Raw genomic sequence first — 13,084 nt, forward strand, 5'->3', positions numbered from 1 at the left:
CCCTACAACTGCTCACTATCATCATAAACTACTCCAACCTAGCCGAAAAACTCTCTGAAAACTCAATCGAATTAGTACCCCAATCTACCAAATAAACACCAGCGTTCACATAACGATGAAAGCTTGAATAATCCCAATCCGAAACTCTTTCAACCAATCCGTGTTTGACAGGATTGTAATGAATGTAATCCATATGCTTAATAAAATCAGCTTCACTATTTATTTGATGCTCAGAAAATCGTCGTTGCCATATTCCTCTCTCATTCCTACTAACTTTTGAATGGCTCAACTCACGCGCTGTCAGATGATACTGCGGACAAGCTTAAGTCGTCAGTCGTTTTATCTGCGACCAACGCATACTATAATTTGCATCGTTCTCAGGCATTTGCCAAATACAATGTAGATGATCAAGCAATTGTACCCATGCTATTATCTCAAAAGGATATTGCTGTTGAATAAGCTTTACACTATTTTTAAATGCTTTTAAAAAATCATTTTCGCATAATATTTTTCTTCGGTTATACGATACCAATGTAAAAAAGTAAGTAGCGCCTTCCGTATATGAGCGGATATATTGCGGCATTTTCACTTTTCCTTGAGAGGAATATTTTTAATCGGTATCTCGGTATCAATGTGCAGGTTTATTTTGAATATCATCGGTGCGCGAGGCGCACCCTACAAGTAACATATTTGGATTGAGGTTTCTATTTTATAGACTCGTTTCTTGCTCTTGAGAATCTCCGTGCACATTACCCTCACTCTTAACCCCATCAGGCACAATCTCAATCGGTAATATTAGCCCTTTCGCAAAAGGCTCAGCGAAGACATAATCATAGCTGCTGGCATCGATGTCAGCAGTGGTATGTATCACTAGCTTAGCGTCTTTACCATCGATAACTTGGTGTGAGGTATAGCTCGTATCCAGCTGATCGAGCACCTTAGATAGAGCTTCATTACTCGCCGTACTTATCGTCAGATTATGCTGGGCAGTAGTATTATCTACCTTAAAATAATCAGCGTAGTTCTTGACGTTTTGGCTATCGATTGCAAAGGGATAGTCATAGTCAGCGATGTTAACGGCTTGCTCGCCACTGGCTACTTTTGACCAATCAATAGCAGTAACTTTAGCCTCAGTTTCAGCACTATTGGAGTTTTCACTATCTGCTAGAGCGGTATTCGTTTGCTCAGTAGAGGCGCTATTTGTATTAGGTTCACTATTATTATCACAGCCTGACACTGTTAATGTAGTTGCCATGCCAGCTACAGTGATTATCAGCATAGGGGCTAAACGCTTGACCATGAATCTTATCCTCTTAAAAAGTACCGTTGCTATTATTGTCGCATAGTTGATACCGAATAGTGTTATTTTGCCACGTTTACTTATTGGAAAACACATAAAAAAACAGCCATCATAGGATGACTGTCTATTCTGACATTGAGCTGCTCAGTTGCAGGTTTACTGTAATCGATAAACGATTGAACTAACCTTATTATCTGCCTATTTTGCAATTAACTTGATAGGTCTTGCCATCAGCCCATTTCATAGCCAATACACCTTCGTCAGCTTGCATATGCCATGCATAAATAACTTCTGGATTGGACTCATTAATATAGCTTGATACTTTACCGTTAGGTCCACCATTTAAGATTATAGGCTGCTGTGACCAGTTGATTTTTGGTACAGTAGCATTAACCATAACTTGCTCTTTATTGATAGACTGCTTGACCATAACTTGGCTATCATCAGTACAAGTATAAGGTGCTGGTGCCATGCGGTCATAAGCAAGGGTAGTCACGCTCTCTGATGGCGTGGTTACGGGCATATTAGGCTTAGGGCTCGTCGTTGAACAAGCACCTAATAAAGCGACAGCAGGTAAGGTGGCAGCTAATTTAGCTAAATTATTCATAAGAATCTCCAAAAAATATAAGTTAAGAGGTTAAGGTCTTAGGGCAAAAATTAGTATTATTAATATGTCCAGCGTATGACGTCTATAGTAACTAAAATATAGTAACTAAAACTTATACTCTATAATGTTAGGAATTGTTCCTCACATGTGAGTTATCTTACCTAAATATTATCTAACGTAATTATGCAGATAAGCTAAATAATACAAGATAAGTAATAAAAAGCGCACATTACTTTATAAAATAATGTGCGCTGTTTTGATTTATATTCAATACGTATAGCTGACTATCTTAAGCTGTTTTAATGTCGGCTTATTTGGTTTTACGCGGTGGCAGACCAGTATGTTGAGTTTGGAAATTACCTTTACTCACTCTTTTCTTAGTAGGCTTACCTGTGTTAGCAGCCGTATTATTATCACGACGCTTTACAGAGTCATTACCGACGCGGCTGTTCTTTTTACGGGCAGACTGATAGCCATTTTGTTCAGCATCACGCCCTTCTAGACTAGCATTGAACGGTGGAATTAGACAGCCTCTATTCTTGCCGATCAAATCGCTACGACCCATATCTTGCAATGCTTTACGCAACATTACCCAGTTTTTGGGATCATGATAACGCAAGAATGCCTTGTGCAATTTGCGCTGCTTACCTGACTTGACGATATCCATATCACCGCCTTCGCGACTCACTTTATGTAGCGGGTCTTTGTGGGTGTGATACATCGTCGTCGCAGTCGCCATTGGGCTTGGATAAAAGGCTTGTACTTGATCAGCACGGTAGCCATAGCTTTTGAGCCACAGCGCAAGATTCATCATATCTTCATCTTTAGTGCCAGGATGCGCGGCGATAAAATAGGGGATCAGATACTGCTCTTTACCCGCTTCTTGACTGTATTGCTCGAACATGGCTTTGAACTTATCATAGCTGCCCATGCCCGGCTTCATCATCTTCGTCAGTACCGCTTCTTCTGAGTGTTCAGGGGCAATCTTTAGGTAGCCACCGACATGATGGCTAACTAATTCCTTGACGTATTCAGGATCTTTTACTGCTAAGTCGTAACGTAGACCTGAGGCAATAAGGATTTTTTTCACGCCTTTGATATCACGCGCTTTACGATATAGCTTAGTTAGGTTGCTGTGATCGGTAATTAGGTTTTCGCAGACATCAGGGTAGACACAAGAGGGCTTACGGCAGTTTTTCTCGATCGTCTCATCTTTACAGCTCAAGCGATACATATTCGCGGTCGGGCCACCCAAATCAGAGATGACGCCAGTGAAGTTCGGTGCTACATCACGGATAGCTTCTACTTCACGTAGGATAGACTCTTCTGATCGGTTCTGAATGATACGCCCTTCGTGCTCGGTAATAGAGCAAAAAGTACAACCGCCAAAACAGCCGCGCATAATATTAACAGAGAATTTGATCATGTCATAAGCAGGGATGCGCGCATCGCCATAACTTGGATGCGGCAGACGTGCATAAGGCAAGTCAAACACATAATCCATCTCTTCTGTCGATAGCGGAATCGGCGGTGGATTGAGCCAGACATCGATAGAGGTATGCGAGTTACCAGCGCCACTACTATGGCGTTGAACTAAAGCGCGGGCATTACCTGGATTGGTCTCAAGATGCAAGATACGGCTGGCATGAGCGTAGAGTACAGGATCAGATTTAACATGCTCATAATCTGGCAGACGAATAACCGTTTGCTCGCGTGCAGGCATTTTTAGCTTATATTTACGAGCGGTTTTAGGTCGGTATTCTTTACTATCTTGCGTATCCATACCGCGCATTTGTACTACTTGGGTGTCTTCATCGACTTGATCAGCGTTGATGATTTTATTAGCCACAGGCTCAGATACAAACCCCTGATACTGCGCGGACATACCTGTCATCGCTTGTCCAACAGGCCCAACTGGAGATGAGCTCGGTTTATCTTGTTCAATTGAGCACTGATCCAGATCTTCGGTCATCACATAAGGATTGATAATCGGATCAACGCGACCGACCGTATCAACATCGTTACTAGCGACCTCTGTCATATCCGCCTGCCAGTGGCGACGTGTCGGTGTCAAAAGGTACGCCGTACCACGCATTTTACTCATTTGCTCAAAACTATAGCCTTTGGATAAACCATGTACCACATCAACGATGGCACGCTCGGCATTACCGTATAATAAAACATCCGCACGCGCATCGAGTAAAATACTGCGGCGCACTTTATCCGACCAATAGTCATAATGAGCGATACGGCGCAGGCTACCCTCGATACCGCCTAAGATAATTGGCACATCAGGATAAGCTTCACGGCAGCGTTGACTGTAGACAATAGCCGCGCGATCAGGGCGCTTATCTGCGACGTTGCCAGGTGAGTACGCATCATCACTACGGATTTTGCGATCAGCCGTGTAGCGATTGATCATGCTGTCCATATTGCCAGCAGTCACACCATAAGCATAGACGGGCTTGCCCAGTTCCATGAAGGCATCTTTACTCTTCCAATCTGGCTGAGCAATGATCCCCACTCGAAAGCCCTGCGCTTCTAATAGACGACCAATAATCGCCATACCGAAGCTAGGATGATCGACATAAGCGTCGCCTGATATAATAATGACGTCGCAAGCATCCCAGCCCAGCGCATCCATCTCAGCGCGACTCATCGGTAGATAGGGCGCAGGCTCGTAGCAGCTCGCCCAATGCTTATCGTAGTCATATAACGGTTTAGTGCCTTGTTTAAAGGCGGTATGGGCAATGGTATCGGCAGACATGGGGCAACCTTAATCAGAAAAATACGTTTGAATGGTGTGAAAGTTAGAAGCTATAGAGAGTTGTTATTAACTAATTAACTAGCAGCTAATTTAAAGGCGCTCATTTTAACATGAATTTAGTTCAGGATGTGAAAAAGCCGTTTTGATTTATTTAGTTAAGTTATTGATAGTTTAGAGTAAAAATACGATTTTAGACGGATTAGCAGGAGTGTTTCTGAAAGGTATGTCTTACAATTAATTAGCGAATATTTTCAAACTATCTAATGCTGAGCTTTATTGTGCTTTAATACAATAAAACATTCTATTCTAAAAATAACTATAGCTAGGATAAAAAATGAAAAACCGAATGCTAATACTATTTCTGCTGGTACCGATATCTGCTTATGCTTCGGATATGACAGGTGTGCTTACCATATACTATGTTATGTCCATAGTATTTCCATTAGCTCTAGTTCATTTTGCTGCAGTTTGGAATTTTTCTAAGAACGGTCGTTACCGTAATAAAAAATTTGCTCTTAAGCATACTCTAGTAGCAATGTCTGTTCCTATAATTGGTATTGCGATAGTGCTTTTTGAGGTCTATTTGGTAAGGAATTCATCAACCAGTTATGTTGAATCATTTATAACTGGTCTTTTGATGTACATTTTCATAGCCTTTATAGCTAGTATCCCTTATTTCATTCATCTTATAAAATCTACTTCACAGTAATAAGCTAGCTTTAAAAGTTAATCTTAAAATTTTAATAGGTTCAAACAGTACTAGAAGATGATTAGAACAAGTATTTTTTATAGGTAAAATATGCCAAATCGTATGTTAGTACTTTTATCAATTTTGCTAATGCCACTATCAGCAAACGCTTCAGACATGACAGCAATGTTTACCTTTTATTATGGATTATTTATTGTGGTTCCTGCGATAGTCATACATATCATCGCCACTATTTTCTTCGCCAAAAAAGGCTACTATCAGTCTAAAAGGTTCACCACTCGATACCTTATTGTCGCTATGCTTATTCCTATAATAGGCGTTGGTTTGAGCATGTATGAATATGCGTTAGATACCAGTGCTACAGGCATTCACATTGGTACTTTGGTTTCGATTTTATTCGTTTACGGTCTTTTATCGTTGATCTTTGCCGTTCCCTATATTTTGTATCTCTCTAATACTACAAAAACCTCTTAATCCAACAAAATCTTCGTACCACTCTTAGTAAAATTCATCACAAACTGGCTGCTGAAACTACGTACATTATTATCATGGGTGAGTAAGTTTCGGGTAAATTGGTGATAATCTTGCATGTTTTTAGCATTGACCATCAGCATAAAATCCGCATCGCCTGATACCTCATAACAGCTCATCACTTGCGGCTGCGCATTCATTAGGCGCTCAAATCGGTGCTGCATTGAGTTATTTGATTTTGCCATCTCTACCATGACGACCGCTGTCAAGCTATAGCCTACCTTATTGGGATCAACAATAGCGACTTGCTTAGTAATCACTTCATTATCTACTAAAGCTTGTATTCGCCTTTGAGCAGTAGCAATAGACACATGCACGTGCTCTGCAACCGTTTTTAACGGCAGAGTGGCGTCGTCTTGCAGTAGATTTAAAATAGCCTTATCAGTGTTATCTAATTGCTGATTCATAATATTAGCTTTCCAATTAATGTAACTATTATCATTATAAATGCTGAGACAATAAATTATAAGCAATATAGATATTATTATAATAAATATTATCAAATATATCTAAAAATAGAAATAATGTATCAAAGTACAAAGGTAAAATAAGACTTATCAACTATAACTTAACTTATTCAAAATAAAAATAATGATAGTTAAGTATTTTCTTTTATAACGCGCAAATCAGAGGGTCTTATGTCTACTTCAACCTTATCTACTACTCTAGCCTCAACGCTATCACGCTTGCCGATGCCAGCGATGTGGACGACTGGTACCGCGCAGCAGCGCACCTTAATGATGGGCGTGTCTTTGGCTGTATTATCCAATCTGCTATTCGGTGTGCTCTACGCTTATGGTAGCTTTTTAGCACCTTTATCTGGCACGCAAGTTTTTATTTGGCGCATGCTCGCGATGTGGGCGGCATTGATAGGCTATCTGGTGATTAGTGGTCGTCTGACTTCGCACCTTGATAAGTTAAAGACGCTGCGTTCGCTTAAGCAGTGGGCATGGTTGTTATTGCCGACACCGATATTTTTGAGCCAGTTTTGGCTATTTATGTGGGCACCTGTCAACGGTCAAGGCGTACAAACTGCGATGGGTTATTTCTTATTCCCATTGATGATGGTGGTGTTTGGCTGTGTGCTATTTGGTGAGAAGTTAAGCCGCTTACAATGGTTAGCGGTGGGCTTTGCAGCATTGGGTGTGGGTAGTGAAATTGTACGTACGCAAAGCGTTTCATGGGCAACATTATGGGTTTGTGGTACTTATCCACTGTATTATATCCTGCGTCGCTTGCAAGGTATCGGCGCGGTTACAGGACTGCTGGTTGATTTGACTATCTTTGCGCCTTTTGCCTTAGCTTACTTATTCTTTATTGCACCTAGTAGTTTAAGCTTAGTTAGTGGCTCTGGTTTTTTTATCGCGATGCTGGCAGGTTTAGGGATTGTAAGTGTATTGGCAATGAAAACCAACGTTGATGCCAGTCAGATGCTACCTGTTAATGTCTATGGCATGATGAGCTACTTAGAGCCTGCATTGTTATTTATCTTAGCGGTAACGGTACTAGGTAATCCGTTTGAGTCAGCGATGATATACAGCTATGGCTTGATTTGGTTAGGTATTGTCTTTTTAATCGCGCATGGTGTGCGCCAATTACGTAGTGTTCGTAAGCAAAGATTAAATCCGCTTACTGCTTGATAATAATGATTGTAATGAACCTAAAAAAGCGGACAACTTGATAGATTGTCCGCTTTTCTTATTACTAGAGTGATAGCAATCTTCTAGTCCAAATGCTGCTTAAAACCTCGCTGCTTATCACGTTCCCAATCGCGATCCTTTAGCGTTTTACGTTTATCATGCTGCTTTTTACCGATGGCAAGCCCGATTTGACACTTAACCATCGAGCGCTTCCAGTAGCAAGATAACGGCACGCAAGCATAGCCTTTTTGATTCACCGCACCAAATAGCTTTTCGATTTCACGGCGATTGAGTAGCAGCTTACGCGTACGAGTCGTATCTGGACTGACGTGCGTCGAGCTACTTATTAGTGGCTGAATATGCGCGCCAAACAAAAACGCTTCGTTATTGCGAAAGATCACATAGGCTTCGGTAATAGTCATCTTGCCTGCACGAATAGACTTAACTTCCCACCCTTGCAGAGACAACCCTGCCTCAAAGTTCTCTTCAATAAAGTACTCGTGCCGCGCTTTTTTATTAGCGCATATTTGATTATCTGGCTTTTTTGATTTTTTTGACATAATTTCCTCTTAAGGACTTTCAGGTCAGAGTCACTATCTTTCTCTGACTTATTCCTCATCTTATGGCTAATCTTATAACTATAAATGAGTCGAGCCGCTATTGTAGCAAAGCTATAGGTGCAAGTGTATGTAGCTGTTATAACAAATGTAGTGACTGCGTTGCTAGGGCATGTTGAGAAAAACAATCAATATCTATAGCGATAGCTATTTAATAATTACTCAATAGTTATCTAAAAGCTCATGTATGCTCTTTTTAGCGATAGATAAGTGTTAAATTCGGCAAAAATTTGTTAGCATACATAGCAATACTAACGATTACATTAGCCCTGCTATGAGCCTTGACGCGACTTCCTCCAAATCTTCAAAACTGCACACCAAGATTTTATACCCTGGCACCTTTGATCCTATTACCAATGGGCATGTGGACTTAGTTACCCGAGCGACCAAGCTATTCGATGAAGTGGTCATTGCTGTAGCCTTAGGTCATCATAAAAAGCCATTATTCGATTTTGAAGAGCGTGTCGATATGGTCGAGACCGTCTTTGCTGATTTGCCACAAGTATCAGTGGTAGGCTTTGAAGGCTTGCTGGTTGAATTTATGCGTGAGCGAAACGCTACAGCGGTACTACGTGGCCTGCGTGCTATGTCAGATTTTGAGTATGAGTTCCAATTGGCTAATATGAATCGCGAGCTGGATGAAAACTTTGAGGCAGTATTTTTGACGCCATCACAGAATTACTCTTTTATCTCCTCAACGATGATTCGTGAAGTTGCCAAACTTGGCGGTGATGTTACAAAATTTGTCCCAACCTGTGTCACACAGGCATTTGCGCAAAAGTTTAATAAGTAATCTAACCCTTCATCTATTTATTAATACTATTATAAGGAGCAGCTCATGGCACTACTAATCACTGATGAATGCATCAATTGTGATGTCTGTGAGCCTGCTTGCCCTAATGATGCCATCTATGAGGGCGAGGATATCTATGAGATTAATCCCGATCTATGCACCGAATGTGTTGGTCACTTTGATGAGCCACAATGCGTGGTGATTTGTCCGATTGACTGTATTCCCCATGATCCCGATCATGTTGAGACCCAGAGCGATTTGATGGCTAAATACAAACGTATCACGGGCAAATAAACCAAAATTTTTCTCCTATTAACTCTCAGCTTTGCTATACTAGCGCGCTTGGTAGACTAGGCAATCGCCGCTGCACACTGGCAACAGATGCGCAGGGGAGGAAAGTCCGGGCTACATAGGGCAGCGTGCCAGCTAACGGCTGGGCAGGGTAACTTGACGACCAGTGCAGCAGAGAGTAGACCGCCTTTGGCTTAAGTGAGAATCGCAAGATTTTCATGTCATCGGTAAGGGTGAAAGGGTGCGGTAAGAGCGCACCGCGTGGATGGCAACATCTCACGGCATGGTAAACTCCACGCGTAGCAAGACCAAATAGGCATCGGCATGGCGCGGCCCGCGTTCGATGCGGGTAGGTTGCTTGAGCGTACGAGCGATTGTACGCCTAGAGGAATGATTGTCCACGACAGAACCCGGCTTATCGGTCTGCCAAACCTTTTTCAGTGCTCGTTTTTTATTACGAGTAGTAGCTAGTAGTTGCAGTTAATTTGAAAAATATGCATATCTTTTGCAAAAAATGCCTTTTAGGGGTTGACGGCAGTCAGCAGCTTGGGCATAATGTGCAGCCTAAAATGGCGATGTAGCTCAGCTGGTTAGAGCGCATGACTCATAATCGTGAGGTCAAGAGTTCAAGTCTCTTCATCGCCACCATTTATTGCTCGTTTACTGGTAAAACAGTAATTAAAACACCAATCCACTGTGATTGGTTTTTTTTTGCCTAAAATTTTTGGTTGGGTGATTTAGCCATGGTGTTAATTGCTATAACTAGCTCTTGCAAGCTCTAAAATACTTACTGACAAAATCGCCATACTTTATAGCCAAAAACTGCTAGAATACCAGCACATGCCTGCGCGTATCGGTAAGCTTTATTTGCGCTTATTCTGATGATTTGCTGACAGGCAGTGTTAATTATTGTTTTTTGATATCTCTATCCCATTCCTTTATTTAGTAGGCGCTTTGTGACTGCATTAGCCAATATTCGTAACTTTTCTATTATTGCCCATATTGATCATGGCAAATCGACCCTTGCCGATCGCTTTATTCAGATGTGCGGCGCGCTACAAGACCGTGAAATGCAAGCGCAAGTGCTTGACTCGATGGATATTGAGCGTGAGCGCGGCATTACCATCAAAGCGCAATCGGTGACGCTCTATTATGATCATCCTAACGGTGAGCGTTACCAGCTTAACTTTATTGATACCCCAGGTCACGTTGACTTTTCTTATGAAGTCTCGCGCTCACTAGCGGCTTGTGAAGGCGCGCTATTGGTCGTTGACGCGGCACAGGGTGTTGAAGCTCAATCTGTGGCCAATTGCTATACCGCGGTCGATCAAGGGCTTGAGGTGATGGCGGTGCTGAACAAGATTGACTTGCCACAAGTTGAGCCTGAGCGCGTGATTCAAGAGATTGAAGATATCATCGGTATCGATGCGGTGGATGCGCCACGCGTTTCTGCCAAGTCAGGTCTAGGTGTCGACAAGTTGCTTGAGGCTTTGGTTGAGTTTATCCCAGCGCCAACAGGCGATCGTGATGCGCCATTGCAAGCTTTGATTATTGACTCTTGGTTTGATAACTATTTAGGCGTAGTCTCTTTAGTTCGGGTACGTCAAGGTACTGTAAAATCAGGCGATAAAATCTACATCAAATCGACCCAAGATGCTCATTTAGCAGGCTCTATAGGTGTCTTTACACCGAAGCCATTAGATACTGGTATTTTAGAAGCAGGTGAAGTAGGTTTTATTATCGCGGGTATCAAAGACATTGCAGGCGCACCTGTAGGTGATACGATTACCCATGCCAAAACGCCTGATGTCGATCGTATTCCAGGCTTTAAGCAAGTGACGCCGCAAGTCTATGCAGGGATGTTCCCTGTCGAGTCTACTGACTTTGAAAAGTTTCGTGAAGCGCTACAAAAGCTGCAAATTAACGATGCGTCCTTGTTCTTCGAACCAGACACCTCAGATGCGCTAGGCTTTGGTTTTCGCTGTGGCTTTTTGGGTATGCTGCACATGGAGATTATCCAAGAGCGCTTAGAGCGTGAGTACGACTTGGATCTAATCACCACTGCACCATCAGTTATTTATGAGATTGTCAAAAAAGATGGCAGCATCATTCATGTCGATAATCCATCACATTTGCCTGAATCGAATAATATCGAAGAGTTCCGTGAGCCGATCGCTCGTTGTCAGATCCTAGTACCGCAAGAGTATTTAGGTAATGTGATGACCTTGTGCATGGAGCGTCGTGGTGTCCAAGTCGATATGCGCTTTATGGGCCGTCAAGTGCAGTTGGTATTTGATATTCCAATGGGTGAAGTGGTCATGGACTTCTTTGATCGATTGAAGTCAGTGTCGCGCGGATTTGCCTCTTTAGATTATAATTTTGAACGTTATCAAGTTGATAAACTGGTCAAAGTCGATGTGCTCATCAATGGCGATAAAGTTGATGCTTTAGCAATGATTGTGCATGAAACTCAGTCTCGTTACCGTGGTAATGCGCTGGTTGGTAAGATGAAAGAATTGATCCCACGGCAGATGTTTGATGTGGCAATCCAAGCGGCTATTGGTGGTCAAATTATTGGTCGCAGTACGGTCAAAGCCATGCGTAAAGATGTACTTGCCAAATGCTATGGCGGCGATGTGTCGCGTAAGAAAAAGCTACTGTCCAAGCAAAAAGCAGGTAAAAAACGTATGAAGCAAGTCGGCAACGTGGAGATTCCACAAGAAGCTTTCTTAGCAGTGCTACAAGTAGATTAAGCTGCAAGTAGACTAGGTATTCACTCTTTATCTCTACTTTTTATCGCGACTTTAATTGATAACGGTTACAGAGCTAGCTCGCTAATAGGCCATTCAGTATGGATTTTGATTTTAATTTGGTTTTAGTACCTCTAACTTTAGTTTTTGGTGTCCTTTGGCTATTAGACAAGTTTGTGTTTAAGCAGCGCCAAACTCAAGGCCGTGGCAAAGAGAGCTGGCCTGTACGCTGGGCTTATGACTTTTTTCCCGTATTAGCAGTGGTATTAATTGTACGCTCGTTTTTGCTTGAGCCGTTTAACATACCGTCATCCTCTATGGTACCGACGTTATATACGGGCGATTTTATTGCCGTTAATAAATACGCTTATGGGGTGCGTCTGCCATTGACTTATAATAAAGTCATAGATACAGGCTCGCCTGAACATGGCGATGTGATGGTGTTTCGTTTCCCAGAAAACCCTAAGATCTACTATATTAAGCGGGTTATTGGTCTGCCAGGCGACAGCGTTAGCTATAACAACGGTCAATTATCTATCAACGATGTACCGATCGCTACTAAGCCTGAAGACTTTACAGCTGATGCTGAGCTTACCGCGCGTTTATATTTGGAAGGTCAGCAAGTAGGGCCTAATACCTATCTTAATAAAGAGCAGGCACTAGCGAGAAGCCAGGAAGAAGAGTTTTATGCTCAATATTTTCAGGAAAATCAAGGTGAGCATGAGCATTTAGTACGTTACCTGCCAGGTGCTAATAGTTCGCAAGCGGGGCCGTTTTTACAGCAGCAAGCACCAGAAGTAATCACTTCCAAAGGGACTCAATGGCGCATAACAGTTCCTGAAGGAAAATATTTCGTGATGGGTGATAACCGAGACAGCAGCGCTGATGGCAGGTTTTGGGGATTTGTACCTGATGAAAATCTCGCTGGTAAAGCGGTTTATATCTGGATGCACAAGCCACCAGGTTTAAGTTTACCTACTTTTGCGCGTAACGGTAGCATTGACTAAAACTTACTTTGCTAGCAGAGTATAAGCAATAAAGAAGTATAAGCTCTTAACTATTTAGCAGTCATTTGGAGG

General features: G+C 42.2%; 12 protein-coding genes, 1 tRNA gene, 1 other RNA gene and 1 pseudogene. 9 read left to right on the forward strand and 6 right to left on the reverse strand.

What is annotated here, in order from left to right; all coding sequences use genetic code 11:
• Positions 1 to 28: 28 nt before the first annotated feature.
• The 4 genes and pseudogenes from ACR63T_RS02110 to ACR63T_RS02125 all read right to left on the reverse strand — a co-directional run bounded on the left by ACR63T_RS02110 (position 29) and on the right by ACR63T_RS02125 (position 4,674).
• Positions 29 to 583, reverse strand: a pseudogene (locus ACR63T_RS02110) (REP-associated tyrosine transposase).
• A 126-nt stretch (positions 584 to 709) separates the two neighbouring features.
• The gene (locus tag ACR63T_RS02115; protein WP_472784622.1) at positions 710 to 1,300 is read right to left on the reverse strand and encodes a hypothetical protein; all 591 of its coding nucleotides are present in this window, start codon (positions 1,298 to 1,300) and stop codon (positions 710 to 712) included.
• 190 nt (positions 1,301 to 1,490) lie between these two features.
• Entirely contained in the window at positions 1,491 to 1,907 is a 417-nt protein-coding gene (locus ACR63T_RS02120; protein WP_472784623.1) for a hypothetical protein, read from the reverse strand.
• 310 nt (positions 1,908 to 2,217) lie between these two features.
• The gene (locus tag ACR63T_RS02125) at positions 2,218 to 4,674 is read right to left on the reverse strand and encodes a YgiQ family radical SAM protein (protein WP_472784624.1); all 2,457 of its coding nucleotides are present in this window, start codon (positions 4,672 to 4,674) and stop codon (positions 2,218 to 2,220) included.
• Between the two features lie 334 nt (positions 4,675 to 5,008).
• On the opposite strand from ACR63T_RS02125, the gene ACR63T_RS02130 reads away from it, so the two are divergent.
• Positions 5,009 to 5,383, forward strand: a complete 375-nt coding sequence (locus tag ACR63T_RS02130) for a hypothetical protein (RefSeq protein WP_472784625.1) — start codon at positions 5,009 to 5,011, stop codon at positions 5,381 to 5,383.
• A 90-nt stretch (positions 5,384 to 5,473) separates the two neighbouring features.
• On the forward strand, positions 5,474 to 5,857 hold the full coding sequence (locus ACR63T_RS02135; protein WP_472784626.1) for a hypothetical protein: 384 nt from the start codon (positions 5,474 to 5,476) through the stop codon (positions 5,855 to 5,857).
• Here the strand turns inward: ACR63T_RS02135 and ACR63T_RS02140 are convergent.
• Entirely contained in the window at positions 5,854 to 6,321 is a 468-nt protein-coding gene (locus ACR63T_RS02140; RefSeq protein WP_472784627.1) for an Lrp/AsnC family transcriptional regulator, read from the reverse strand. The two genes, ACR63T_RS02135 and ACR63T_RS02140, sit on opposite strands and share 4 nt — an antisense overlap.
• Positions 6,322 to 6,552: 231 nt before the next feature.
• On the opposite strand from ACR63T_RS02140, the gene rarD reads away from it, so the two are divergent.
• The gene (rarD, locus tag ACR63T_RS02145; RefSeq protein ID WP_472784628.1) at positions 6,553 to 7,554 is read left to right on the forward strand and encodes an EamA family transporter RarD; all 1,002 of its coding nucleotides are present in this window, start codon (positions 6,553 to 6,555) and stop codon (positions 7,552 to 7,554) included.
• An 83-nt stretch (positions 7,555 to 7,637) separates the two neighbouring features.
• On the opposite strand, the gene smpB is transcribed toward rarD, so the two are convergent.
• Positions 7,638 to 8,114, reverse strand: a complete 477-nt coding sequence (smpB, locus tag ACR63T_RS02150; protein ID WP_201571489.1) for an SsrA-binding protein SmpB — start codon at positions 8,112 to 8,114, stop codon at positions 7,638 to 7,640.
• 331 nt (positions 8,115 to 8,445) lie between these two features.
• Here smpB and coaD point away from each other — a divergent pair, with 331 nt between their 5' ends.
• The 6 genes from coaD (at position 8,446) to lepB (ending at position 13,012) form a co-directional block, all read left to right on the forward strand.
• Entirely contained in the window at positions 8,446 to 8,964 is a 519-nt protein-coding gene (coaD, locus tag ACR63T_RS02155) for a pantetheine-phosphate adenylyltransferase (RefSeq protein ID WP_472784629.1), read from the forward strand.
• A gap of 45 nt (positions 8,965 to 9,009) precedes the next feature.
• Positions 9,010 to 9,258, forward strand: coding sequence for a YfhL family 4Fe-4S dicluster ferredoxin (locus ACR63T_RS02160; protein WP_201571498.1), 249 nt, complete (start codon positions 9,010 to 9,012; stop codon positions 9,256 to 9,258).
• Positions 9,259 to 9,306: 48 nt separating this feature from the next.
• Positions 9,307 to 9,689, forward strand: an RNA gene (gene rnpB, locus ACR63T_RS02165) — RNase P RNA component class A.
• 137 nt (positions 9,690 to 9,826) lie between these two features.
• Positions 9,827 to 9,903, forward strand: a tRNA-Met gene (locus ACR63T_RS02170).
• Positions 9,904 to 10,211: 308 nt separating this feature from the next.
• Complete coding sequence (gene lepA / locus ACR63T_RS02175; RefSeq protein WP_201571499.1) at positions 10,212 to 12,008, forward strand: translation elongation factor 4; 1,797 nt, start codon at positions 10,212 to 10,214, stop codon at positions 12,006 to 12,008.
• A gap of 98 nt (positions 12,009 to 12,106) precedes the next feature.
• On the forward strand, positions 12,107 to 13,012 hold the full coding sequence (lepB, locus tag ACR63T_RS02180; RefSeq protein WP_472784630.1) for a signal peptidase I: 906 nt from the start codon (positions 12,107 to 12,109) through the stop codon (positions 13,010 to 13,012).
• The last annotated feature ends 72 nt before the right edge of the window (positions 13,013 to 13,084 follow it).

This window comes from Psychrobacter sp. M17(2026) (assembly GCF_055699815.1).

What these genes read in the sequence shown, in the direction of transcription:
- ACR63T_RS02115 (WP_472784622.1), bottom strand. Translation starts at nt 1,300, where the DNA reads ATGGTCAAGCGTTTAGCCCCTATGCTGATAATCACTGTAGCTGGCATG.
- ACR63T_RS02120 (WP_472784623.1), bottom strand. Translation starts at nt 1,907, where the DNA reads ATGAATAATTTAGCTAAATTAGCTGCCACCTTACCTGCTGTCGCTTTA.
- ACR63T_RS02125 (WP_472784624.1), bottom strand. Translation starts at nt 4,674, where the DNA reads ATGTCTGCCGATACCATTGCCCATACCGCCTTTAAACAAGGCACTAAA.
- ACR63T_RS02130 (WP_472784625.1), top strand. Translation starts at nt 5,009, where the DNA reads ATGAAAAACCGAATGCTAATACTATTTCTGCTGGTACCGATATCTGCT.
- ACR63T_RS02135 (WP_472784626.1), top strand. Translation starts at nt 5,474, where the DNA reads ATGCCAAATCGTATGTTAGTACTTTTATCAATTTTGCTAATGCCACTA.
- ACR63T_RS02140 (WP_472784627.1), bottom strand. Translation starts at nt 6,321, where the DNA reads ATGAATCAGCAATTAGATAACACTGATAAGGCTATTTTAAATCTACTG.
- rarD (WP_472784628.1), top strand. Translation starts at nt 6,553, where the DNA reads ATGTCTACTTCAACCTTATCTACTACTCTAGCCTCAACGCTATCACGC.
- smpB (WP_201571489.1), bottom strand. Translation starts at nt 8,114, where the DNA reads ATGTCAAAAAAATCAAAAAAGCCAGATAATCAAATATGCGCTAATAAA.
- coaD (WP_472784629.1), top strand. Translation starts at nt 8,446, where the DNA reads ATGAGCCTTGACGCGACTTCCTCCAAATCTTCAAAACTGCACACCAAG.
- ACR63T_RS02160 (WP_201571498.1), top strand. Translation starts at nt 9,010, where the DNA reads ATGGCACTACTAATCACTGATGAATGCATCAATTGTGATGTCTGTGAG.
- lepB (WP_472784630.1), top strand. Translation starts at nt 12,107, where the DNA reads ATGGATTTTGATTTTAATTTGGTTTTAGTACCTCTAACTTTAGTTTTT.